The following is a 25141-nucleotide window of genomic DNA, read 5'->3' on the forward strand; positions in this document are numbered from 1 at the left end:
CCTAATTCCCCTTTCCACTTTTACTAAGGTTACTGATCCAACTCCCAATCGCTGTAAAGATATTATGACTCACTTGTTGCTTTTCAATTAATTGGTCATGAAGAAACTTCAAGTAATCCTTTTGCGTCATTCCCCTTAGTAACTCATTATCCTTAGTAATTGAAACTTCACCAGTTTCCTCTGAAATTACGATCGTCAATGCATCGGTAACTTCAGATATTCCAACTGCTGCCCGGTGTCGCGTTCCTAGTTCCTTAGGAATCATCGTACTTTGTGATAGTGGTAGATATGCAGCAGCCACCGCAATTCTATGATTTCTAATAATCACAGCACCATCATGAAGGGGGGTGTTAGGAATAAAAGTATTGATTAATAGGGCTCCTGAAATGTGGGCATCTAAGTCAATCCCAGTTTCGATGTAGTCTTCTAGCCCCGTTTCCATTTGAATTGTAATTAGTGCTCCAATTCGTCTTTTAGACATATATTGAATTGCTTTATCTAAGCTATCAATCATTTGCTCGGTTTCTTCATTTTGGTTCTTAGAATGGAATATTAATGATCCCCGACCGAGGTGTTCTAGCCCCCGTCTAATTTCTGGCTGGAAAATCACGATAATTGCAATGAATCCCCAATTAATTACCTGGTCAACCATCCAAGAAACGGTTCCAAGCCCCAGTAGCACACTCAGAATTTTAATTATCGCAATCACGATAATTCCTCTGAATAATTGAACTGCCTTTGTACCACGTAGCAGGATGATTAATTCATATGTAATGAACCAAACTACTAAAATATCAATTAAACTGCTAAAATGGCCAAGAGTAAACAAATTATTCCAAAAGTTACTCATCATATAACCTCCAAATATTAACACTAGGTTTATTATATCACGTTATTAAGAACTTATTTTTAAACATCGTTCTAAAGTTAGTTCATTTTTGTTAGAATTAAATAAAATACAATTGATTAAAAAGGAGGGTTTCGATTGCATCTTTCCAAGAATTGGCAAATTCGCATCTTTTTCATCGTTTGGTTTGTCATTGTGGGATGGTTCGTTAGGCAACCATTTAATTTCCTATTATTAAATACGTTCTTAGCGTACATTCCAATTGAAATTGGGCTTAATTTAAATTCAAAGCTTATTAAAGAGAGTATTTTATACTGGCCATTATTAATTATTTGGATATTATTTTATCCCAATGCTCCATATATTTTAACGGATTTATTTCACCTTTCGCTATTAAATCCATACGATAAGACAACCGGGCTACTCCGTCTCTCCGATCCGATGTGGATTAACTTCATGTTGTTAGTAATTAGCGCCATCGTGTGTGCATTTATCGGCGCTTGGTCGCTATCAACTACCATGAACTCCCTAATGAATAAGCTCCATTTGAATTCTAAGTGGGTATATGCCCTCCTCGTTATTTGCTTTACCTTTACCGCCTCAGTGGGTGTTTTTATCGGGCGATTTCTTCGGCTCCACACCCTTTACTTATTACTGAGTCCCCGGTTATTCATCACGCCACTAATTAAGATGTGGACACCAGAAATGTTGATGTTTACCGGAACTATGATGGCAGTTCAACTTGTTATTTACTGGGTCATTATGATTAATCAAAAAGCAAAATAAGCGTTCACGGAATCTAAGATTCGTGGACGCTTATTTATTTAATCTTCATCAGAAGCTGGACTAGCCATCATAATATTTTCTAGGTAGTTAATGTGTTGTCTTAAGTCGTTGGAAGTCAATTGGTTAATTTGCTTAGTTTCTAGCAGGTGTTGAATTTCAAGGCGCTGAGCCCCAAAGCCCTTTACCTGCAAATTATCATATTGTTGTTCATAGTCGTCATTATTAGCGGAATTAACACGATTAATCCGATTCCGATAAAATCCAATTATATGATCAACCATTTGGGGTTCAAATGAACTAGCATCAATGTCATTACGCTTTAAGTAGTTACGAATCTCTTGAATTGCCGATTGGCTTATGGTCTCAATTATCATTGCCCATTTACGCCGTAGCGCTTCATCTTGATGATGCTTAAAGCGACGGCTTGAGAGGAAAAACTTCTTCATTCCAGAAATGAAACTCTTAATATCGTTAATAATGTTAGAACTAGATTTATTCATCCCAATTGAATCAAACATCGCCGTTTCCCTTCTGTTAATAATCTGGATTACGGCTCCATACTCATCCTTTTTAATGACCCCTTCTTCATACATCTTAAGCGCGGCCTTCCGTTCACCACTAAACGCAATTCTACGCAACGCTAATTCGTTGTTAAAACTGAAGTCGTTAACCCGATTGGAGCGTACGTCGTGATTTAACTTCCTAAGCATTAGTTGGTATTGAAAAATCAAATCAAAAGCAGCCTGCTGATTATGCTCATTTTGACTTCTTTGAATTTCATTAATCGCACTTTGGACCATCTGAATTTGGGCGCGTTCCTCTGAAATTGACTGATCATCATCAATTTCAACCGGCTGATTATCAGTTAAAAGTGGAATGAAAACAATTGCACTAATTAAACTTAAAATAATCACACTTGCAGCAATAAAGAGAACCATTGGCCGCTCTGGAAACGGTTTGCCAGCCGGGGTTAGTAGTGGAATTGATAGTACCCCGACCATTGTAACAGCACCTCGGACTCCAGATAATCCTGATAGAGTGGCAATTCTTAGGTTAATGGATTTAAAATCCCAATTGGTAGCAAATAACTTATAAACAATCGTCCAACCAATTCGAATCGCCAGTAATAACAACCAAACAAGCACTGAATAGATAATGGGCTCAATCGTCCCCAGCTGAATGGTTTGAATACTCTTCCCCATTGCCTGGGGAAGCGAAAAGCCAAGCAATATGAAGATAATTCCATTTAAAATATAAATAATGGTATTCCAGGTTTTTTCAGTAACTAACGTTAGCTCTGGATTCACTGCGGTTCCCCTTAAGTCTTTTAGATGGAGGGTAATTCCGGCAGCTACCACCGCAATTACCCCAGATGCATGCAGCCAATCTTCACTGACAAAATAAATTACAAACGGTGTCACTAAGTACGCCACGGTGAAAAAGACGATGTTATTAACGCCGTGATTATAGAGGTGATCACGGACTTGAACCAATAGGTACATCATCACAATTCCAACAAACAGCCCTACAATACTAATATAGAAAAAGTCACCAACTGCATTGCTGAGCATGAACTGACCAGTTAACGTAGCTGCCAACGCATACTTAAAACAAATTAGTCCACTGGCGTCATTGATCAGACTTTCCCCACTGACCAAGTGCAAAATGTTACTGGGGAGGTTGGAGCGTTTGGCAATCGATTGAACCGCTACTGGGTCGGTTGGTGATAGGATCGCCGCCAACGCAAAACAAACCGCGAATGGCATCTCTGGAATTAGCCAGTTAATAATCACACCCCCTACCACCATGGTAATGACCACTAATGCAATCGCGTTAACAAAAATCGGGAGCTTGAGCTGCCACAGCTCTCGTTTTGGAAATCGTTTTCCATCGTTAAATAGTAATGGGGCGATAAAGAGGAGCAAGAACCACTCCGTTTCAAAATTAATCTGGAAGTTAGTAAATATTGACAGTAATAGCCCTAATCCAATTTGAATTAAGCTTCCCGGAATCAACGGTAAATAATGTCCAATTACCGTTGAAATTAACAGTAGTACAACTAATAGAATGATTAACTCGATAATCACCATTTATAAAATCATCTCCAATTCTATAAGATTATTTGGCACCAATGATCTTTACTTCGGTTTCTAAATGAATCCCACTATTTTGATATACTGTTTCTTGAACGTGACGAATAACGTTGATATAATCGGTGGCAGTTGCTCCACCCACATTAACAATAAACCCGGCATGCTTAGTTGATACTTCGGCCCCACCAAAACGGTAGCCTTGGAGCCCAGCATCATGAATCAGCTTGCCAGCAAAATGATCCTTAGGACGCTTAAACACGCTTCCACAGGATGGTAGCTCAAGGGGCTGCTTTGAAGCCCTCAGGGCGTTAAAGTGGTCCATTTTAGCTAAGATTAAATTAGGATCGCCAGGAGTTAGCTCAAATTCAGCAGCTAAAACGGCATTGTGCCCGTTTTGAATCACACTGTGGCGGTAGTCAAACTCTAAATCGGAGTTGGTTAATGTTTTTACATCTCCATCAAATCCAACTACTTTTGCGTAGTTAATTACATCTGCAGTTTGGCCACCATAGGCACCCGCGTTCATGTAGACGGCCCCACCGACGCTGCCGGGAATCCCAGCAGCGAACTCTAGGCCAGAAAGGCCATGTTCTTGAGCGGCAATTGCTACATCAATTAACGCTGCCCCTGCTTCAGCACTAATGTTGTTTCCAGATACCTTAATCGCTGTTAGGTGGGTCAAAATGACCGTTAAACCGCGAATCCCTTGATCGCTCACGATTAAGTTACTGGAGTTGCCTAGCACCGTAATTGCAATCCCGGAATCATTAGCCACTGCTAGTAGCTGGCTCAATTGTTCTTCATTATCGGGCAGTGCGAGGTAATCGGCGTTGCCCCCAGTCTTTGTAAACGTATAATTGGAAAGCGGTTCGTTGGTTTTAATGGTTAAATCTTTTATTTTTGGGTTAAAATTATTCATTGAAATCGTCCTTCTTAAATCGATATACTATAATTTTACCATGAAATAAGCTCTCAATTATGAATAACCGTTTATAAAAATAATAGAAAGGAATTCTAATTATGAATTTTGTCGCAATTGATTTTGAAACCGCAGCAGGTAGCCGTGCGAGTGCATGCTCACTTGCCCTAACGGTTGTCCGTAATAACGAAATTGCCAGTGAATTTTACACGTTAATCAACCCTGAAGTCCCGTTTTTCTGGCGTAACGTTCAGGTTCACGGGATCCATGAATCTGACGTTGTAGATGCGCCGACATTTCCAGCGGTTTGGGACAAAATCAAGCTATTTTTCGCCCCAAATCGACTCATCGTTGCCCATAATGCTAGATTTGATAATAGTGTCTTGAAAAAAAGCCTAGAACGTTACCATCTAGTCCAACCGCAGTACTTAACATTAGATACCCTAGCGGTAAGTCGAGCTCTATTTCCTGAATTTACCAATCACAAGCTAAACACCATCTGCCAAAATTTAAACATCGAATTAAATCACCACCACAATGCATTGGATGATAGTCTGGCCTGTGCTAACATCCTGCGCTACGAACAACGCCAATTTGGTGACGATCAATTAAAACCGTTCGTCCAGGTCATTAAGTAAAAAAAGCTAGTCGCCACACGGCGATTAGCTTTTTACTTTAAATTATAGGTCATCTCAGTGGTTGACTTTTCATTGCCAGGGACTGGAATAATGCGCCGACCGGGATTATCAATGAACCCTAGCTGGTGGTAAACATGAACTGCAGCTTGATTACGGTTTTCCACCGTTAGTACTATCTGATTAAGGTTACTAAAGGACGTTCCCCAGTTAAGGGCCTCATCGACTAAAGCGGTTCCTAACCCGTGGTTCCAAAATTGTTTCAAAACCGCAACCCCTAACTCACCATCTTGCGAATCATTTAGTTGTTGAACGGTAACAATTCCAATAATGTCAGCTCCTAAACGGGCCACTAAAATTACATTGCTGCGAGTCTGGTTAACTAACATAATTTCACGTTGTTCCTGAGTAACTGACAACTCGGCCAGCCCCGGATCAATCGTAAATGTATCTGATTCGGTGATTAGTTGGTTCATTAATTTTAAGACTGCCGCAGCGTCTTCGCCGGTAGCCAGTCCAATTGAAACTTGCTCTTCGTTATTTGCCATCTTCATCAATGCTTTCCTTTAAAATGGTTGCAAAATGATTTCCATGGGGATCGAACGTCAGCGTCCTGGCGTTGTCTTCCAAGTCATCATTGCGTTTAAAAACAATGCGCAGGTAGTTATCTGGCAATTCGTTTGCAACGAACTTAGACCATTCAACAACGTTTACGCCATCCCCATTAAAATACTCATCAAGGCCTAACTCATCACCGCTCCCGTCATCTAGGCGGTAAGCATCCATGTGATAAAGCGGTAAGCGACCGTCTTGATACTCACGAATGATTGTAAACGTTGGGCTTTTAACGTTGCGTTTGATTCCTAAGCCCGCAGCTAACCCCTTGGTAAAGGTAGTCTTACCAGCGCCTAAGTCCCCATCCAATAAGATGAGGTCCGCTGGCTTTAGATGCGAAGCAATTGCCCTGCCAAGTTTCATCGTTGCTTCAGGAGTGTCAACAGTGATCGTTTTCAAATCTAATCCACCCCCTTATCCTAGTCCATAGCTTGAAGGGCGTTGATAATGGCAACCTTATAAACATCCTCAGCGTTACATCCTCGTGATAAATCTGATACGGGCTTGTTTAACCCTTGTAAGATTGGACCAAGAGCTTCAAAGCCACCGAAACGTTGGGCAATCTTATAACCGATATTTCCGGATTGGAGTTCTGGGAATACAAAAACGTTTGCCTGTCCCGCAACCTTAGAATCTGGTGCCTTTTTAGCCCCTACTGCAGGGACAAAGGCTGCATCAAATTGTAATTCTCCATCAACAGCTAGTGCTGGTTGTTTAGCGTGCACTAGCTCAGTAGCTTCTTGAACCTTCTTAACCATTGGACCACGGGCTGACCCCTTGGTTGAAAAGCTAAGCATTGCTACCTTAGGATCAATGCCAAATTGCTTGGCAGTTTCAGCACTTTCTAGCGCAACATCAGCCATTCCAGCGGCATCTAATTCGATGTTAATGGCACAGTCAGCAAAAACGTAGCGTTGGTCCCCCTTCATCATGATAAAGCAGCCACTCACTAATTTAATTCCGGGTTTAGTTTTGATGATTTGTAGCGCTGGACGTACCGTATCACCAGTCGGATGAGCCGCACCAGAAACCATTCCATCAGCCTTAGCTAAGTACACCATCATCGTCCCAAAGTAATTAGGATCGGCTAACCACTTCTTAGCAGTTTCTGCATCGGTTTTTCCATTCCGCCGTTCAACTAATGCGGTTACATATTCAGCTGCTTCATCAACGGGGAGGTTTTGGTAGTCAAATAGGGTTACCCCAGTTAAGTCCACACTGGCTTCAACTGCTACTTTTTTAATTTCGGTTGGATCGCCTAATAAAATTGGTTTTACAACTCCATCAGTAGCTAGTCGGCTGGTTGCTTCGATAATGCGAATATCGTTTCCCTCTGGAAATACGATTGTTTTTTGGTCTTGGCTGACCTTTTGCTTTAAACTTTCAAATAAATCCATTTTTAATCCTCCATTACTGGGCATTTAAATCCGCCCGTGCTTGATCAACGTTAACGTGTTCAGGTAGTTGCCAATTGATGGGGGTTTCCCCCATTGCAACTAGCGCCTCATTGGTTTTGGAAAATGGTCGCGAACCAAAGAACCCCCGATGAGCAGAAAGCGGACTAGGATGTGCTGATTCTAATACGATATTGGTGTTGGTATTAATCAGCTTAACCTTATCGCGAGCCGCACGGCCCCAAAGAATGAACACGACTGGTTGTTTACGCTCGGATAGCTTACGAATTGCGGCATCAGTTAGTTCCTCCCAGCCCTTCCCCTTATGCGAAAAGGCGGCCCCGTTTCTAACGGTTAAAACGGAGTTCAAAAGTAACACCCCTTGTTTAGCCCACTGCTCTAAAAAGCCATGGTTCACCGGCTTAATCCCGAGGTCATTATCAAGTTCCTTATAGATATTTTGTAAGGAAGGTGGAATTTGCACCCCCGGCATTACGGAAAAACTGAGTCCGACTGCTTGGTTGGGTTCATGGTATGGATCTTGACCCAAAATAACGACCTTCACCTTACTAAACGGGGTCCAATTAAAAGCTTCGAAAATTTGGTTCATTGCCGGATGAATTTGGTAGTGATTATATTCATCCACCAAAAAGCGCCGTAGGTTTTGGTAGTAAGTCTTCTCAAATTCTGGCTTTAAAACCGGCCACCAGTCATTATGAATAAACTGCTTCATTGTCCGCCCTCCAGTAAATTTTCAAATTTTGATTAACATCATTAACCACAAAAAGCGGTTCTCAAAAAACTTAAGAATCGCTTTTTAATAGTGTTTCAAAACACGATCAATCTGACGGTTTTGATCGCGCTTCTTCAGTGTCTCACGCTTATCATATTCATGTTTCCCCTTAGCAACCCCAATTAACACCTTGGCAAAGCCATTTTTAATGTAGAGTTTTAGGGGCACAATTGTGATTCCCTTAGCCTTCGTGTCATTCAACAAGCGGGTAATTTCCTTTTTGTGTAACAACAACTTTCGATTCCGTAAGGGGTCGTGATTAAACTGATTTCCCTCTGCATACTCGCTAATGTGCACGTTTTCGAGGTACGCCTCATGGTTCCGAATTCGAACGAATCCGTCCTTTAAATTAACGCGTCGGTCCCGAATCGACTTAATTTCAGTTCCTTTTAGGACCATGCCGGCTTCCATTGTACTTTCAATCGTATAGTCATGACGGGCCTTCCGGTTTTGCGCCATTAAATTATCGTTATTTGGTTGACGTTTCTTTTTAGCCATCGCTTTTCACCTCACCTTGCTTGATTAGTGGGAACGGTGATTATTATTGTGCTGACCGTTACCACGGTGATTACCATTGGAATGACTATTGTTTGATCGATTGTGATTATTGCCATGGTTCCCATTACGGTTACCACCACCGTTACGATTCCGGTTGCCATTGCGGTTATTGTTAGAGCGCCGGTTGCCGTTCCCGCGACCGTGACTTTGTTTAGGTAGTAAATCACTGGTTGGGGTATCCTCTGGATTAACAATTTCAAAGTCAACGGTACTTTGGGCTGGATCAGCACCAATTACCTTCACCTTGACGTTTTGCCCAATCTTATAGGTCCGCTTCGTCCGCCGACCAACTAATGCTAGGAATTTTTCAACGTATTCGTAGTAGTCATCCTTCATCCGACTAATGTGAACCAATCCCTCAACGGTATTTGGTAATGCAATGAACATCCCAAATTTAAGCACGGAGCTAACCGTCGCTTCAAATTCTTCACCGATGTGATCAGCCATGTATTCAGCTTTCTTCATTGAATCAGTATCCCGTTCAGCATCAATTGAACGCCGTTCACACTTAGAAGAATGGGACGCAATTTCTTCCAAGAGGCCCCCGTACTTAGCCTTACTTTCCTTATTAATTCCATTTTCTTCGTAATGGTGAATTAAACGGTGAACAGTCGTATCTGGATACCGCCGAATTGGCGAAGTAAAGTGGGTATAGAATTCAGCTCCCAGACCAAAGTGACCAAGTGATTGATCAGAATACCGGGCTTGCTTAAGACTCCGTAGCATCATCACTGAAACAACGGCTTCTTCGGGCTTGCCAGCAACCTTCTTTAGGATGTTTTGGAGCATCTTTGGTTTAAGCTTAGCAGGATCACCCTTAACGTTAATCCCAAAGGCGGTTAAGAATTCAAAGAACTTCTTTACACGGTCCGCATCGGGCGTTTCATGCACCCGGTAGATAAATGGAGCGTGCTTTTCGCTGTAGTGTTGGGCAACCGTTTCGTTTGCGGCCAACATAAAGGATTCAATCATCTTTTCAGCCGTTCCCCGCACCCGAAGCTTAATATCAATTGGGTGCCCTTTTTCATCAACGATGATTTCTGCTTCCCGATCGTCAAAGTCAATTGCACCCCGTTGTTTTCTGTGCTTGTAAAGAATCTTATGGAGTTCGCCCATTGTTTCAAACATTGGCACTAACTCTGCGTATTCTTGCATTGTTTGGGGATCCTTTGATTCTAGAATTTTATTAACGGCGGTATAAGTCATCCGGGCTTTCGAACGCATAAAGCTAGGGTGAATCCGATGCTTAACAACGTTTCCAGCTGGTGTGATTTCCATATCACAACTCATACATAACCGAATCACCCCTTCATTTAACGAACAAATTCCGTTCGATAATCGGCGTGGTAACATTGGAATCACCCGGTCGGTCAAGTAAACTGAAGTCCCCCGCTTGTAGGCTTCCTCATCAAGTAAGCTACCTGGTTTCACATAGTGACTAACGTCAGCAATGTGTACCCCTAAATGAAAGTTCCCATTCGGTAGTTTCCAAGCAGTAACCGCATCATCCAAATCCTTTGATGCTTCACCATCGATAGTAACTAGATTTTGATCCGTGATATCTTCACGACCCGCTAGTTCTGAATCTAAAACGTGATCTGGAATCGCATCTGCTTCTTGAAGGACGTCCTCTGGAAATTGGGCTGGAATATCATGGGCATAGACAATTTGTAGGATGTCGATTCCAGGATCATCGACACTTCCGATCACCTGCTTTGCAATTCCGACCATGGAATCTGGATGGTCGTCATTAGGGTATTCGGTAATCTCTGCAGTTACTACTTCCCCTGCAGTGGGCTTTAGTCCCACTTCGGTAATGTAGAACTTGTAGTTCATGATCTTTTTATCCTTTAATTGGACCTGACCGTAGTAGCCGTTGTCATCACCAGTTTGAATAAATTCACCAACTACTTGAGTGTAATTATGTTCCAAAATCTTAGTGACCTTTGCTTGGGGCCCTTGATCAGAGCCAGGCGCAGCTGGTTTTAGGATTTCAATTTCAACGGTATCGCCGTTCATTGCATGCATCGTATAGTCAGGCGCAATGAAGGCGTCCGATTCAGTTTCATCAAAGTCCACGAATCCAAATCCCTTTGCGTTAGCGTGAAAAATCCCCTGGGGCTTCATTGACTTCGGGTTAACGGTAAATTTCCCCTCTTCAGTAACAAGGGCTTTTTCTTCTCGTTCCAGTCTAGCTAGTTCCTGAATAATCAGTTTAAAGGCTTCCGAGCCGTGGTACCCTAACTCATCAGAAATTTCACTAACTTCAAAGCTGGTCTTGGCATTCTGCTTAAGGACCGCTTCAATTTCATCTTTTAATTTATTATCTTCCAAAATATCTTCCTCATTATTATTTATAGATTTCGATTTCAATCGATTTTAATTTCGGTTATTAACTACTTTATATTCTAACATTATTTAATTTTAAAGTAATTCAATAACCTTAATATAATAAAAAACCTTCCGCAATCAAACAGAAGGTTTCCTAATTAATGTGATGAGATCCAAACCAATGCAAGTGCATCAACAAAGAATAAGATACCGAGAACCGTAGTTACTCGTTGCATAAATGCTTCAAATCCACGTGGCTTTGACTTAGCGAATAAGTCGTCAGCACCACCAGTAAGTGATGACATTGCATCGTTAGTTTTAGCTGGTTGCATTAGTACCGCAATAATAATCAAAATACTAATGATCCAAAAAATTACCATCAAAAAGTTATACAAAATAATGCCTCCTATTTTCTTCAAGGCTCAATCTACTATTCAACATTTTAACATATCTAAGTAACTCTTTCCAATTCAACTAGTTTTTAGCCTTGGTTTTTAAAAGGTTAGTAAGCATTTGACTGTAGATTGGTTTCCCGTTCAATAAGTCAACCACCGCATAGGCGATCAAAGATACCACCGCAAGCGACATCAAGTGGGTTACTGTCCCCACCATTTCAGTAATCAGTAAAATTGCAGTAAACGGTGATTTGGTGATACAAGCAAAATACGCTGCCATTGCAATGATAATTAGGTTAATTACCAATCCAGCAGGCATTAAATGTAAAACAACCAGACCCTGACCATAAAGCGCTCCCAATAGTGCTCCCAACGTTAAAATCGGGAGAAAAATGCCACCAGGAACCCCTGAACCATAGGAAATGGCAGAAAAGATAAATCGAACTAGTAAATAAACCAACAGGATTCCCAAACCAGGAACTGAATGAGCTACCGATAGAATTAAGCCATTCCCCCCACCTAGCGTATCAGGAATGAAATAGCCAATTGGAATCACTAGCAATAATGGCACCACCACTAAATATTGACTTGGCATCCAATTAAAAAGACGATAAAAGCGGTCTAGGTGCAGGGTGGTTTGTTGATAAATAATTCCACTCAACCCTAGTAAAATCCCCAACACAATTAAAATCCAGTACTGATTCAATGGGAACGGGTGGGCGTATTCAATATGCAACACCGGGGTTAATCCAAATAGTTCAGTCGAAACCAGGTTTGCAGCGATTGATGCACATATCGTTGTGGGCCAGACGCGCAACGGAAACTCGTGGTAAATTTCCTCCAACACAAATAGCGAACTTGCAATTGGTGCATTGAAAGCAGCAGCTAGTCCTGCCGCTGCACCGGCTGCAATCGCCACCCGCCGAGCGCTACCGTTCAACCCCTGCAGTTTGGCAACCCCCTGGGCAGTAGTGGACCCCAGCTGAATCGAAGGTCCCTCACGCCCTAAAAACAGGCCACTACCGATTGCTAACACCCCGCCGATGAACTTTTTCCAAAGAACCGGCCAGAACGGGTAATCCAGTTGATTAGCTAATTGACCTTCCACCTGTGGAATTCCAGAACCCTTGATATCAGGGGTGGCTTGAATGAGCCGCCCCACAATAAAACAAATTATGAGGTTGATCATTAAAATTATAACCATTCCCCAGTGATTAGCATGCGTCCACTGATAAAGTTCCTTGACCCAGTTTAAATCGGTTTCAATTAACCATCGAAAGAGACTGACCACCGCACCCACAGCAAGCCCAATGATTGCTCCATCCCATAAATACGCAATTTGTTTCCAATTTAATCTTTGCATTTGCTAATTAAGCCCCCACATCGTGATATTAATTATCATAACACAACAAAAAAGCTTTGGAACTAGGTTCCAAAGCTTTCGATTAACAAGTAATGGAATTACTTGTTAATGATGTTTTCGCGAGCTTGTTCGCTTAAGTTGTAGAATGAGTGAATACCCTTGTATTCGGAAACGTTTCCTAATTGGTCTTCGATTCTCATTAATTGGTTGTACTTAGCAATCCGTTCGCCACGGCTCATTGAACCAGTCTTAATTTGACCAGCGTTAAGCGCAACAACTAAGTCTGAGATAGTAGTATCTTCAGTTTCACCAGAACGGTGTGAGATGATAGCAGTGTAGCCAGCTTCCTTAGCCATTTCAACGGCACGAACAGTTTCAGTTAAAGTACCAATTTGGTTAAGCTTGATTAAGATGGAGTTAGCAACACCCATCTTAATTCCCTTAGCTAGGTAATCAGTGTTAGTAACGAATAAATCATCACCAACTAATTGAACCTTCTTACCTAAACGGCGGGTAGCCATTTGCCAGTCTTCCCATTCGTTTTCATCCAATGGATCTTCGATTGAAACGATTGGGTACTTATCTACCAAGCTTTCAAGTAAAGTAACAAATTCATCAGCTGAGTATGACTTACCATCACCAACTAAGTTGTACTTCTTAGTCTTTGGATCGTAGAATTCTGATGAAGCACAGTCAAAGGCAATTGCAATGTCCTTACCTGGCTTGTAACCAGCCTTAGTAATTGCTTCTACTAAGATTTCGAATGGTTCTTCGTTGTTTTGTAGGTCAGGAGCAAATCCACCTTCATCACCAACGGCAGTGGAGTAACCACGGTCGTTTAAGATGTTCTTTAGGTTATGGAAAGTTTCTGAACCCATCCGGATAGCTTCCTTAACACTCTTAGCACCAACGGGCATAATCATGAATTCTTGGAAGTCAACCTTATTATTAGCATGCTTACCACCATTAATAACGTTCATCATAGGAGTTGGAAGCAAGTGAGCATTAAAACCACCAAAGTAGTTGTATAATGGAACGCCTAATTCGTCAGCAGCAGCACGAGCAGCAGCTAATGAAACTCCTAAAATAGCGTTAGCACCTAACTTACCCTTATTAGGAGTACCGTCAAGCTTAATCATAGCTTCGTCAATAGCTAATTGGTCAGTTACATCGTAACCAACGATTTCCTTTGCAATGATGTTGTTAACATTGTCAACAGCTTTAAGAACACCCTTACCCATGTAACGGTTCTTGTCGCCATCACGTAATTCAACAGCTTCATGTTCACCAGTTGAGGCACCAGATGGAACGATTCCACGGCCAAAAGCACCGGCTTCAGTATATAATTCTACTTCAACAGTAGGGTTACCACGTGAGTCTAAGACTTCGCGAGCAAAAATATCGGAAATAATTGACATTGTATTCTCTCCTTAAGTGAAAGTTAATTTTCCACCGTTCAAAACGGCGGGTGATAAATGTGAACTGCTTTGAAATGCAAAGCTTATCGCAAAAATGAGACATTTTACTAGGGACTGTTCAACGCCCCCTTAAAACTGAATAAATATAAAATCTACTCATCATTTACACTTTTATGATACCATTTTTTGATTTTTAAAACCAATAATTAATAGCTAATTATTCGAAAAATTAATAATGAATTAAGTTTAGGAATTCATTCGGGTCTAAACTAGCGCTCCCAACTAAAACTCCATCGATATCGGGTTGTTCCATCAACGCCTTTACATTTTTAGGCGTAACACTCCCCCCGTACAGGACCCGGACCGCATCAGCAATTGCTGGTGAATAAATCCGGCTGATGGTTTGTCTTATCAATGCACAACCCTCTTCTGCTTCCGCAGCACTAGCGGTAATTCCAGTTCCAATTGCCCACCGGGGCTCGTATGCGATCATCATCTTCAAAGCATCCTTATCTGAAACATCCTTAAACGCTGCAATCACTTGGCTGACCACCCAGTGAACGCCATCGTGAGTTTCAGTGCGGACCAATGTTTCATCACAACATACAATTGGTTTGATGTTATTTCTAAGTAGTGCATGCACTTTTTTATTAACCACTTCATCATCTTCATCGAAGTAGTGCCGGCGTTCAGAATGACCAGCGATTGAGTAGGTAACGCCCGCTTCAGCAAGGGCCTTCGGACTTACCTCACCAGTATAAGCACCGGTATCATGGTAATCGCAATTTTCAGCCCCGATGATCACGTCGGATTGCTTAGCGTGTTCCAGTAGTGGCCATAGGTACAGTGGCGAAGCAGCAATCATTACCTGAGCCTCACTTGGCCGTGGAATATTGTGCTTGATGGCTTCAATGTATGGAATTACCTGGTTCGGCATTAAATACATCTTCCAATTGGCCCCAATGAATGGGATTCGTTTATTGGCAACCATTAAAAAGCTCCCCCTTATCAGGATATTGGCACGAACGATTGAATTCGTACCCATCTAATTTTACTATAAATCTACTTGGTCCCCCCACTGAATGCGGAAACTTAATGAAAACATATGTAAGCAAAAAGAAGCCGTACTAAAAGTACGACTTCTCAATTATGAACTAGCTAATTACTTGTCAGAAATAGCAGCAATTCCTGGAAGGGTCTTACCTTCAAGGTAAGTAAGTGAAGCACCCCCACCAGTTGAAACGTGGGTTAACTTATCAGCGATTCCTAATTGCTTAACAGCAGCAGTGGAATCACCACCACCGACGATTGTAGTCGCATCTTTAAGGTTAGCTAAGAAATCACCAACTGCTAAGGTTCCCTTAGCAAAGTTGCTCATTTCGAACACACCCATTGGTCCGTTCCAAACAACAGTCTTAGCATCTCTTAGAACGCTTTCAAATTCTTGAATTGACTTAGGACCGATATCTAGAGCCATCATTCCATCAGGAATGTCACCTTCAACAATTTCAGTCTTTGCATCATTAGCAAACTTGTCAGCTACCACGTTATCAACGGGTAATACTAACTTATCGCCAGCCTTTTGCAAAATTTGCTTAGCTAAATCGATTTTATCTTTTTCAACTAATGAACTACCAATTTTGATTCCCTTAGCAGCGTAGAAAGTATAAGTCATTCCACCACCGATAATCACCTTATCAGCCTTATCCAATAAGTTATCGATAACGGTAATCTTATCAGAAACCTTTGCACCACCTAAGATGGCAACAAATGGGCGCTTTGGATCGTTAACAGCATTTCCAAGGTACTTAATTTCCTTTTCCATTAAGAATCCAACAGCAGCTGGCTTACCAGCAGCTTCCATTGCCTTAGCAATTCCAACGTTTGAAGCGTGGGCACGGTGAGCAGTTCCGAATGCATCGTTTACGAATACATCCCCAAGTGAAGCCCAGTATTCACCAAGCTTTGGATCGTTACCGGATTCACGCTTTACATATTCACCATTTACAACGTCTTCAAAACGAGTGTTTTCAACTAATAAAACATCGCCGTCGTTCAACTTATTGATAGCATCTTCTAATTGAGGACCTTCAGTAGCTGGAACGAAAGTTACTGGCTTGTTCAATAGGTTAGAAAGCCGTTCGGCAACTGGACGAAGTGAAAGTTCCTTTTTGTCTTCTTCACTCTTAATTCTGCCAAGGTGAGAGAAGATAATTGCCTTACCACCATGATCAATCACGTAGTTAATAGTTGGAAGAGCGGCAACAATTCTATTATCGTCACCAATCACACCGTTCTTAATTGGAACGTTGAAATCAAGACGCATTAATACTTTTTTATCTTTTAAATCTAAATCAGAAACAGTTAATTTAGCCAATTTAGATACCTCCTAAATAGATAGTAACTTAACACCCTTAATGATACAGCATTTAACCCCTAATCTCAAAACAAAAGGCTAGCCACATTTAAATGTTAAGGATATAAATAAAAAGGTGGGAGAGTAAACCTCCCCCACCTTTATTAGTTTTAATTTATTTAATTAGTTAAAACTGCTTTTTATAGTTGAGCAAACTTCAATAAAGTACGAACCATGTTACAAGTGAAGCCCCATTCGTTATCGTACCAAGTCCAAACCTTAACTAATTGGTCATCGCCAACAGTAGTTACATCAGTTTGGGTAGGGTCGAATACGGATCCGTGGGTATCACCAATGATATCGCTTGAAACGATTGGATCTTCAGCGTAACCGAATGCATCGTTTCCTTCAGTGTGCTTCTTGATTGCTGCGTTAACTTCGTCAGCAGTAACCTTCTTGTCCAAGATAGCAGTTAATTCAGTTAATGAACCATCTACTAATGGAACACGTTGAGCAACACCGTTTAGCTTACCTTGTAATTCAGGAACAACTAAACCAAGAGCCTTAGCGGCACCAGTTGAATGAGGAATCGTATTTGCACTAGCAGTACGGTTATTTCTCATCTTCTTACCTCTAGGACCATCCAAGATAGCTTGAGTGGAAGTGAAGGCATGAATAGTAGTCATGGTACCAACCTTGATACCGAATTCCTTGTTCAAGAAGTAAGCTGATGGTGCAATACTACTAGTAGTACATGAACCAGCAGAAACGATCTTGTCGTCAGCATTAAGTGAATCCAAGTTAACACCAGGAACAACAGTCTTAATTTGACCAGCAGGTGCTGAAATTAAAACACGCTTTGCGCCAGCGTCCAAGTGAGCTTGTGACTTTTCTGCTGAAGTGTAGAAACCTGTACATTCAAGAACATAGTCAACACCATTGTTCTTTACCCAAGGAATTTGTGAAGCATCCTTTTCAGCGTATACAGGGTATTCCTTACCATCAACTACGATACCAGTGTCAGTTGAAGAAACCTTACCTGGGAACTTACCGTGAGTTGAGTCATACTTTAATAAGTAAGCTAACATTGATGGAGTAGTTAAATCGTTAATTGCTACAACTTCGATGTCGCTTGAGTTAAGTTCGTGGATCCGCTTGAAAGCTAAACGTCCAATCCGTCCAAAACCATTAATACCAATTTTTACAGTCATACTGAATTTTCCTCCTTTAGGAAATAATAAGATAAATATTATTTTAAAGCAGTACAACAGTATATTACCACTTTTTGCTGCTAGTGTCAGCCCTGGTGCTCAATAATCTTTTTTGAACCGCGGGAGCTTGAAAAACAAACACTAAGTAATAATTATCTTTAAGGGCAGTATATCAACCGCTTTCATAATTTGCAAAACATAGCGCTTATTGATTAAATTTCTGATAATCCCCCTTGCATTTTAGACTGTTTTACGCTATAGTTTTATATTGTTTGATTGATAGATAAATCAATGCGCCTGTAGTGTAATGGATAGCACGTAAGATTCCGGTTCTTGAGATGAGGGTTCGATTCCCCCCAGGCGCACTAAGTAAAAAACCGTTAGCAGCCATGCTGTTAACGGTTTTTATTGGTTCATTTGCTGGCGCTTAATGACTGCCATCATTGCACGCTACCATCGAAGCGCCGTTCAACCCCCATTCAGCATTACGTTTAAAAAAATCGGGAAAAAATAATTTTAGCAATAGTTATAAGTAATATTTTTATGAGGTGCCCTAAATTGAGCAAAATAATTCCATTAATAATCGGCTTTATTACCATTATTTTATATCTAGCGGATGCATGGATCATCATCCAAGCTAATGCTAACCATAAGTTATTGACACTATTACCAGTAATTGCCCATAATCAACCACAAGGCGGATTTGGTTGGCTAGTGGTGGCAACAATTGTTGCTACAATTGGATTGTTTATCTCATTATCGTTATTACACAAGTAATTAAAAATGATCTCGCTATTTAATGGTCTTAGTTGTTAACGTTTCCCGCTGAAATCGAGGCGGAACGGTACTAGTACAACTGATCGTTGATTCATAAGGATGCTAATTCGGTTTAAAAAAATAGCATTAATTAGGACTACCATTCATGGTGGGCAAATGTTTTGACCTTCACTGACTATTAAGATAGAATTTATATAGTTTAAATTTTAAAATTATTAAATCAATATTTAGGGGGACAATTATAATGAACTTAATCCCAACTGTGATTGAGCAATCCGCCAATGGCGAAAGAGCCTATGACATTTACTCACGGTTATTAAAAGACCGGATTATTATGTTATCTGGTCCAATCGAAGATGACATGGCCAACTCAATCATCGCTCAATTACTATTCTTGGACGCTCAAGATTCTGATAAGGATATTTACCTATACATTAACTCACCAGGTGGTGTGATTACATCTGGAATGGCAATCTACGATACGATGAACTTCGTTAAGTCAGACATTCAAGTTATCGTTATGGGAATGGCTGCTTCAATGGCCAGTGTGCTTGCTTCATCTGGTACTAAGGGGAAGCGTTTTGCATTACCACACGCCCAAGTTATGATTCACCAACCATCTGGTGGTGCCCAAGGGAAGCAAAGTGATATTGAAATCGCTGCCGAATCCATTTTGAGTGCACGGAAGATGTTAAACAAGATTTTGGCTGCTAATTCTGGTCAAACGGTTGCTAAGGTTAACCGGGATACCGATCGGGATAACTACTTGACTGCTGAAGAAGCGGTTAAGTATGGATTACTAGATGGCATCATGACTAGTAAAAGCGAACAAGATAAAGATACTAAAAAATAATTAACTCATTCTAATAAGGGTGAAATTAAATTTTAATGGGTGGTTAGCTACGAACTATAGTTGACCACCCATTTTTTGGACAAAAAACCGGCTCGGTAAGTTTCGAGTCGGTTTTGTTATTAATTGATTGCAACGCTGGTAATTGCCATTAGGACAACGTAAATCCCCATTGAAATCACCGTTGGCACCCAGTGATCAGTTAGTCCGCCCTTAAGGGCAGAAAACCAATCCCCTAGGTAATTACCTGTCGATTGATATTTACGATTATTGATGGTTTGAACTGCAATCGTTGCCAGCATAAAAATCAGCCAGGCGTAGTTTATCCGGAAGCCAACCCAAATTAAAAACCCACCCAGATTAGGAAACGAAAAGCCCATAATGGTCCCGGCAAAGCCACTCAGTACCAATGCAGTGCTAATAAAACAGAGCGCCTTAGTAATCCATGGCACCGGAATTAATGATAATCCTAGGTAAATAATCAGAATCCGCACGCCCGCTGATAGTGCAACTAACCACGAATTCCCATTAGGCATTCCAATCGAATTACTACTCCCACCACCGTAAATAAAGAGATTGGATAGTAACGCAATCACAAATAGTACCAGTGCAAAAATCAGCCATGATTTGACCGTATGGCGGTCGGTTTTAAGGTTTGCTTCAATCTTTTGAAATCCAGTTTCCATTTACAATTCCTCCGCTTATCATAAATAATTAAAATAAAAAATTGATATCCTTAATGTCTATTATCCGTGATTTCAAAATAAAAAGCACCCTTTAATTTTAAGCAAAGGATGCTTTCGAAATGTATCAAATTATTAATCATTGCTAATGGCTACAATCCGTTCTTCAGTTTGCGCCCGGATCTTTTCAGCAAAGTCGTTAATCTTTTTCAACCGGTGGTTAATTCCGGACTTCGAAATGGTCCCACTAGGCACTAGTTCTCCTAGTTCCTTTAGGGTCACTTCCTTATTTTCTAACCGAATTTCAGCAACTTCCCGTAATTTATCTGGTAGTTGGTCCAACCCAACCGTTTCAGCAATAAAATTGATGCTTGCGATTTGTTTCGTCGCTGCATTTGCCACCTTGTTCATATTGGCATTTTCACAATTGACCAGGCGGTTCACCGAATTACGCATATCCCTTACAATGCGGATATCTTCAAAGTGCAGCATCGAATTCGTGGCTCCAATTAACTGTAAGAAGTCCGCAATTTTTTCGGCGCCCTTTAAGTAGGTAATAAAGCCGCTGCGCCGACTGGTGGTCTTGGCTTCCAAGTGGTAGCGATTCATCATCTGGGTAATCATTTCATTATGGTCTTCATACAAAGAGTAAATTTCCAGATGGTAACGCGATGTTTCGGGGTTATTAACCGAACCACTAGCCAAAAACGCGCCCCGGAGGTATGAACGAACCTGCGAATCATTGGCCAATAGTGAATCTGGAACTGTCTCCACCAATTCATAGCCATTTAAAATGCCTAAATCATCCAAAATTTCCTTAGTATTCGTGGTAATTCGCACCACGTAAACGTTATTTTTCTTTAGTTTCATGCGTTTCCGCACGATTAAATTACTCTCAACATCATAAAATTCCAATAATAACCGATAAATCCGCCGCGCGATGGCGGGATTTTCAGTCTGAACGTTCAAAATTAAATCATGGTTAACGATTGTTAAAGAGCCATTCATTCTAATCAATGCCATTAACTCGGCCTTGGCATTCTTTTTATGCACCTTCAGCGTCGTCAATTCCTTTTTGACTTGACTAGCATACGACATTTTAGTCACTCCATTCGTTATCCATTAATTATTTTCAATTAACTTTAGTAGCTCGTTCGAAACCGCTACGCCGTTATGATATGCTCCGTGATTGTGTAGTTTTAAGAAATCAGATGCAATGACCTTACAATGCTGCCGTTCAAGGCCCGCTTGATCATGAGTCACCTGATTAGAGGTTTCATCTTCATTCCGCCGAATGTAATTTACCGGAACCCGCTTATTGTTAACCATTACTGCATCAACAATATTTTGGCCAAAATGGCGATTTAAAACGGCCACGTGGTTAGAATCAGTAAATCCATTGGTCTCACCATTTTGCGTCATGATATTACAAATATACACAATTTCAGCACTCGTGTGTAAAATTGCATCATGAACTTCTGGAATCATTAGGTTCGGTAGAATACTAGTAAATAAACTCCCCGGTCCTAATACGATTTGATCGGCATTTAGAATCGCATCGACCACTGGTTGCGCCGCCTTAGGAGCGCCCTTTTGATCGTCACGATCCACCCATACCCGTTCAATCATTTTATTAGCCTTGGTAATTTCAGACTCACCCGCTAATTTGGTTCCGTCTGTAAACTCTGCGTGAAGGGTAATTAAATCATCACTGGCAGGATAAATATGCCCCTTAACGCTCATAATTCTAGTAAGGTCTTGAACCCCTTGGAAGATGTTGCCCTTCATTTCTGATAGGGCGGTAATCAAGAGGTTCCCAATTGCATGCCCCGCTAAAAATTTGTCAGTTCCCTTAAAGCGATATTGAAAAAGATCTAAAAATTCAGGATCAGCATCAGATAGCGCTACGATGACGTTGCGAATGTCGCCTGGTGGGACCACGTTAATGTAATTTCTGAGGATTCCAGATGATCCACCATCATCAGCAACGGTGACAATTGCGGTAATGTCAACGTCCGTGTCCTTAAGCGCCTTTAGAATCACGGGAACGCCAGTCCCCCCACCAATAACAACGATACGGGGTTGGTGCGACTTTATCTGTGGCATTCTGATTACGCTCCTTATTTTTGAATTCAGGTAATTATTTTCGGTTTGTTAAGTTTATTTTAAGCCCGTTAAAGGACGTCTCTAATATTATAACATACCTGGTGTTTCTTTTATGAACTCACTAACAAAAAGACGAACATTCGGCTTTTTCTTATCACTTATTTAACTTTTGGGTCCGTGCAGTATCTTCCTCAAGGACCGGCTTTAAATACTGGCCAGTGTAGCTATCCTTTACCTTACATACCTCTTCGGGAGTTCCCGTAGCAATGATTTGACCACCGCCGTCCCCACCTTCAGGACCAAGGTCGATCAGATAATCAGCAGTTTTAATCACGTCTAGACTGTGTTCAATAATCAACACGGTGTTTCCCTTATCAACTAATTCATGTAAAATGTTTAACAGTCTACCGATATCATCGGTGTGCAGCCCGATCGTTGGTTCATCTAAGATGTAGAAGTTCTTCCCGTTCGATTTTTTATAGAGTTCAGCTGATAACTTCATCCGCTGGGCTTCCCCACCAGAAAGCGTGGTGGCGGATTGCCCTAACTTAACGTAGCCCAGACCGACTTCATCGATCGTCTTTAGCTTCCTGGTAATCTTTGGAATTGCTTTAAAGAAGTCCAGGGCCTCGCTGACCGTCATGTCTAATACGTCGGCGATGTTTTTCCCCTTGTATTCTACCTCCAGGGTTTCCGCATTATAACGCTTCCCATGACAAACTTCACAGGGAACGTAAACGTCTGGTAGAAAGTTCATTTCAATTTTAAGGATTCCATCCCCATGACAGGTTTCACACCGGCCGCCCTTTACGTTAAAACTAAAGCGGCCCTTTTTGTACCCGCGTAGTTTAGCTTCGTTGGTCTCAGCAAATAAATCGCGGATATCATCAAATACGCCGGTATAAGTGGCTGGGTTACTCCGGGGAGTCCGTCCAATTGGGCTTTGGTCAATACTAACCAATTTTTCAATGTTCTTGTAGCCCCGAATTGACTTGTACTTTCCCGGTCGGGTGGAGTTATGGTTTAACTTTTGTGCTAGCGCCCGTTTTAAAATCATGTTCACTAGCGTTGACTTTCCCGATCCAGAGACCCCGGAAACAACGATAAACTCACCCAGTGGAAAGCTTACCGTAACGTTCTTTAGGTTATTTTCCTGGGCCCCGGTAATGGTAATCTTCTTGCCGTTACCAGTCCGCCGGTTTAACGGAACTGGAATAAACTTCTTCCCGGATAAATATTGACCAGTCAACGACTTGGGGTTCTTTGCAACTTCAGCGGGGGTTCCAACCGCCATCACTTTTCCACCGTTTTGACCAGCTCCAGGACCGATATCCACAATGTAGTCAGCATCTTCCATCGTATCTTTATCATGCTCCACAACTACGAGGGTGTTTCCCAAGTCCCGCATTGATTGAAGTGATTTAATTAACCGGTTGTTATCCCGTTGGTGGAGTCCAATTGATGGTTCATCCAATACGTATAACACACCTGAAAGGTTAGAGCCAATTTGAGTTGCTAGGCGAATTCGCTGTGATTCACCTCCAGAAAGGGTTCCGGCAGACCGGGCTAGCGTTAGGTAATCCAGCCCGACGTTTTTGAGGAACGTTAAACGGTCAATAATTTCCTTGATAATTGGTTTGGCAATCACCGAATCCTTTTCGCCAAATTTAAGGGCGCTAAAGTAATTCAATTCCTTCTGAACGTCAATCGCCGCTACCTGGCTAATGTTTTGATCATTAATTTTTACACAGAGGGCCCGTTCGTTCAATCGGTACCCATGACAGGTCTGGCAAGTCAACTCAGTCATGTATTCGCGCATCGTTTTCCGGGTAAATTCGCTATTCGTATTGTTGAAACGCCGGTTAATGTTGTTCATAACCCCTTCAAATGGCATATCGAGATCCCGGGTCCCACCGAAGTTACTTTCAAAGTTAAAGTGGAACTGTTGCTTTCCAGAGCCAAACAACACCAAGTCACGTTGCTTCTTGGGAAGCTTGTTAAACGGTGTATTCATGTCAATGCCAAACTGTTCACAGGCCTGCTTCAACATGTTGGGATAGTATTCAGAACTAATTGGATTCCAAGGTGCTAATGCCCCCTGAGATAACGTTTTACTGCGGTCTGGGATTACCAAGTCCTTGTCAACTTCTAGTTTAACCCCTAACCCATCACAGTCTGGACAGGCCCCAAGTGGGGAATTAAACGAAAAGAGCCGTGGTTCCAACTTCCCCACCGTAAAGCCACAAAATGGACACGAATAGTGTTCAGAAAAGACTAGGTTGTCACGAGCCCCCATGAAATCAGCAATTGCGTAGCCGTCACTTAATCGCAGAGCCGCTTCCAATGAATCTGATAACCGGGAATTGATGCCGTCCTTAATGATGATCCGGTCGATTACCACGTTAATGGTATGGCGTTTATTCTTATCTAGTTCAATTTGATCATCTAAATCGCGCACTTCTCCATCAATTTGGATGCGCACGAACCCTTCCCGCTTAATCTTTTTAAGCAGTTCCTTATGTTGGCCCTTCTTATCCCGCACCACTGGCGCTAGGATCTGGAGCTTCGTTCGTTCGGGAAGGTTTAATAGTTCCCCCATCATTTGGTCAATCGATTGACTAGTAATTTTAGTGCCATCGTTAGGACAAATCGGGGTTCCGACCCGCGCCCAAAGCAACCGAAAGTAATCATTAATTTCCGTAACCGTACCGACCGTCGAACGGGGGTTATGGGAGGTTGTTTTCTGGTCAATTGAAATTGCGGGACTTAGCCCCTCAATTGAATCCACATCGGGTTTATCCATCTGGCCTAAAAATTGACGAGCGTACGAAGAAAGGCTTTCAACATAACGCCGTTGGCCCTCCGCATACAAGGTGTCAAACGCCAAGGAACTTTTCCCGGATCCAGAAAGACCGGTCATTACGGTCAACTTATTCTTAGGAATCGTAACGTTAATGTTCTTTAGGTTATGCTCACGCGCCCCACGAATAATAATTTTATCATTTAGCAAC

The 25141-nt window shown here is 41.6% G+C and carries 23 protein-coding genes and 1 tRNA gene; 5 read left to right on the forward strand and 19 right to left on the reverse strand.

The window, feature by feature from the left end:
* Window position 1: 1 nt before the first annotated feature.
* Window positions 2–850, reverse strand: a complete 849-nt coding sequence (gene cdaA / locus HZL42_RS06195; protein WP_219282716.1) for a diadenylate cyclase CdaA — start codon at window positions 848–850, stop codon at window positions 2–4.
* Window positions 851–985: 135 nt separating this feature from the next.
* Between cdaA and HZL42_RS06200 the strand changes: the two genes are divergently transcribed.
* Window positions 986–1633, forward strand: coding sequence for a DUF1361 domain-containing protein (locus HZL42_RS06200; RefSeq protein WP_219282717.1), 648 nt, complete (start codon window positions 986–988; stop codon window positions 1631–1633).
* A 38-nt stretch (window positions 1634–1671) separates the two neighbouring features.
* On the opposite strand, the gene HZL42_RS06205 is transcribed toward HZL42_RS06200, so the two are convergent.
* Together HZL42_RS06205 and murB are read right to left on the reverse strand one after the other, a co-directional pair.
* A complete protein-coding gene (locus tag HZL42_RS06205) occupies window positions 1672–3723 on the reverse strand; it encodes a sodium:proton antiporter (protein WP_219282718.1) in 2052 nt (683 codons plus the stop codon).
* A gap of 28 nt (window positions 3724–3751) precedes the next feature.
* A complete protein-coding gene (gene murB / locus HZL42_RS06210) occupies window positions 3752–4645 on the reverse strand; it encodes a UDP-N-acetylmuramate dehydrogenase (protein WP_219282719.1) in 894 nt (297 codons plus the stop codon).
* 101 nt (window positions 4646–4746) lie between these two features.
* Between murB and HZL42_RS06215 the strand changes: the two genes are divergently transcribed.
* Window positions 4747–5283: a 3'-5' exonuclease gene (locus tag HZL42_RS06215; RefSeq protein WP_219282720.1), complete on the forward strand. Its 537-nt coding sequence runs from the start codon at window positions 4747–4749 to the stop codon at window positions 5281–5283.
* 32 nt (window positions 5284–5315) lie between these two features.
* On the opposite strand, the gene HZL42_RS06220 is transcribed toward HZL42_RS06215, so the two are convergent.
* The 12 genes from HZL42_RS06220 to gap all read right to left on the reverse strand — a co-directional run bounded on the left by HZL42_RS06220 (window position 5316) and on the right by gap (window position 17714).
* Complete coding sequence (locus HZL42_RS06220; RefSeq protein ID WP_219282721.1) at window positions 5316–5828, reverse strand: GNAT family N-acetyltransferase; 513 nt, start codon at window positions 5826–5828, stop codon at window positions 5316–5318.
* Window positions 5818–6294, reverse strand: a complete 477-nt coding sequence (tsaE, locus tag HZL42_RS06225) for a tRNA (adenosine(37)-N6)-threonylcarbamoyltransferase complex ATPase subunit type 1 TsaE (protein ID WP_255552575.1) — start codon at window positions 6292–6294, stop codon at window positions 5818–5820. Before tsaE ends, HZL42_RS06220 begins: the two co-directional genes overlap by 11 nt.
* Window positions 6295–6314: 20 nt before the next feature.
* The gene (gene pta / locus HZL42_RS06230) at window positions 6315–7292 is read right to left on the reverse strand and encodes a phosphate acetyltransferase (protein WP_219282722.1); all 978 of its coding nucleotides are present in this window, start codon (window positions 7290–7292) and stop codon (window positions 6315–6317) included.
* A gap of 13 nt (window positions 7293–7305) precedes the next feature.
* On the reverse strand, window positions 7306–8022 hold the full coding sequence (locus tag HZL42_RS06235; protein WP_219282723.1) for a uracil-DNA glycosylase: 717 nt from the start codon (window positions 8020–8022) through the stop codon (window positions 7306–7308).
* A gap of 84 nt (window positions 8023–8106) precedes the next feature.
* Window positions 8107–8580, reverse strand: coding sequence for an SsrA-binding protein SmpB (gene smpB, locus HZL42_RS06240; RefSeq protein WP_219282724.1), 474 nt, complete (start codon window positions 8578–8580; stop codon window positions 8107–8109).
* Between the two features lie 24 nt (window positions 8581–8604).
* On the reverse strand, window positions 8605–10974 hold the full coding sequence (rnr, locus tag HZL42_RS06245) for a ribonuclease R (protein WP_219282725.1): 2370 nt from the start codon (window positions 10972–10974) through the stop codon (window positions 8605–8607).
* Window positions 10975–11129: 155 nt separating this feature from the next.
* Window positions 11130–11351, reverse strand: coding sequence for a preprotein translocase subunit SecG (gene secG / locus HZL42_RS06250; protein ID WP_370629300.1), 222 nt, complete (start codon window positions 11349–11351; stop codon window positions 11130–11132).
* Window positions 11352–11445: 94 nt separating this feature from the next.
* Window positions 11446–12729, reverse strand: a complete 1284-nt coding sequence (locus tag HZL42_RS06255; RefSeq protein WP_219282727.1) for a ClC family H(+)/Cl(-) exchange transporter — start codon at window positions 12727–12729, stop codon at window positions 11446–11448.
* A 98-nt stretch (window positions 12730–12827) separates the two neighbouring features.
* Entirely contained in the window at window positions 12828–14147 is a 1320-nt protein-coding gene (eno, locus tag HZL42_RS06260; RefSeq protein ID WP_219282728.1) for a phosphopyruvate hydratase, read from the reverse strand.
* Between the two features lie 229 nt (window positions 14148–14376).
* Window positions 14377–15138 carry a triose-phosphate isomerase gene (gene tpiA, locus HZL42_RS06265; RefSeq protein ID WP_219282729.1) on the reverse strand — a complete coding sequence of 254 codons (762 nt, stop codon included), beginning with the start codon at window positions 15136–15138 and terminating at the stop codon, window positions 14377–14379.
* A 171-nt stretch (window positions 15139–15309) separates the two neighbouring features.
* The gene (pgk, locus tag HZL42_RS06270) at window positions 15310–16524 is read right to left on the reverse strand and encodes a phosphoglycerate kinase (protein ID WP_219282730.1); all 1215 of its coding nucleotides are present in this window, start codon (window positions 16522–16524) and stop codon (window positions 15310–15312) included.
* A gap of 179 nt (window positions 16525–16703) precedes the next feature.
* On the reverse strand, window positions 16704–17714 hold the full coding sequence (gene gap / locus HZL42_RS06275; protein ID WP_219282731.1) for a type I glyceraldehyde-3-phosphate dehydrogenase: 1011 nt from the start codon (window positions 17712–17714) through the stop codon (window positions 16704–16706).
* 293 nt (window positions 17715–18007) lie between these two features.
* Here gap and HZL42_RS06280 point away from each other — a divergent pair.
* From HZL42_RS06280 to HZL42_RS06290, 3 genes are all read left to right on the forward strand, one after another.
* Window positions 18008–18079, forward strand: a tRNA-Arg gene (locus HZL42_RS06280).
* 193 nt (window positions 18080–18272) lie between these two features.
* The gene (locus tag HZL42_RS06285) at window positions 18273–18491 is read left to right on the forward strand and encodes a hypothetical protein (protein WP_219282732.1); all 219 of its coding nucleotides are present in this window, start codon (window positions 18273–18275) and stop codon (window positions 18489–18491) included.
* Between the two features lie 244 nt (window positions 18492–18735).
* Entirely contained in the window at window positions 18736–19344 is a 609-nt protein-coding gene (locus HZL42_RS06290; protein WP_219282733.1) for an ATP-dependent Clp protease proteolytic subunit, read from the forward strand.
* A 119-nt stretch (window positions 19345–19463) separates the two neighbouring features.
* Here HZL42_RS06290 and HZL42_RS06295 read toward each other — a convergent pair whose 3' ends face one another.
* The 4 genes from HZL42_RS06295 to uvrA all read right to left on the reverse strand — a co-directional run bounded on the left by HZL42_RS06295 (window position 19464) and on the right by uvrA (window position 25140).
* Window positions 19464–20027, reverse strand: a complete 564-nt coding sequence (locus HZL42_RS06295) for a hypothetical protein (protein ID WP_219282734.1) — start codon at window positions 20025–20027, stop codon at window positions 19464–19466.
* Between the two features lie 132 nt (window positions 20028–20159).
* The gene (whiA, locus tag HZL42_RS06300) at window positions 20160–21122 is read right to left on the reverse strand and encodes a DNA-binding protein WhiA (RefSeq protein WP_219282735.1); all 963 of its coding nucleotides are present in this window, start codon (window positions 21120–21122) and stop codon (window positions 20160–20162) included.
* Window positions 21123–21146: 24 nt separating this feature from the next.
* A complete protein-coding gene (gene yvcK, locus HZL42_RS06305; protein ID WP_219282736.1) occupies window positions 21147–22130 on the reverse strand; it encodes a uridine diphosphate-N-acetylglucosamine-binding protein YvcK in 984 nt (327 codons plus the stop codon).
* Between the two features lie 154 nt (window positions 22131–22284).
* Entirely contained in the window at window positions 22285–25140 is a 2856-nt protein-coding gene (gene uvrA, locus HZL42_RS06310) for an excinuclease ABC subunit UvrA (RefSeq protein WP_219282737.1), read from the reverse strand.
* Window position 25141 lies beyond the last annotated feature (1 nt).

Origin of the sequence: Lactobacillus sp. Sy-1, assembly GCF_019303535.1 — a bacterium.
In the GTDB taxonomy this organism is placed as follows: domain Bacteria; phylum Bacillota; class Bacilli; order Lactobacillales; family Lactobacillaceae; genus Nicoliella.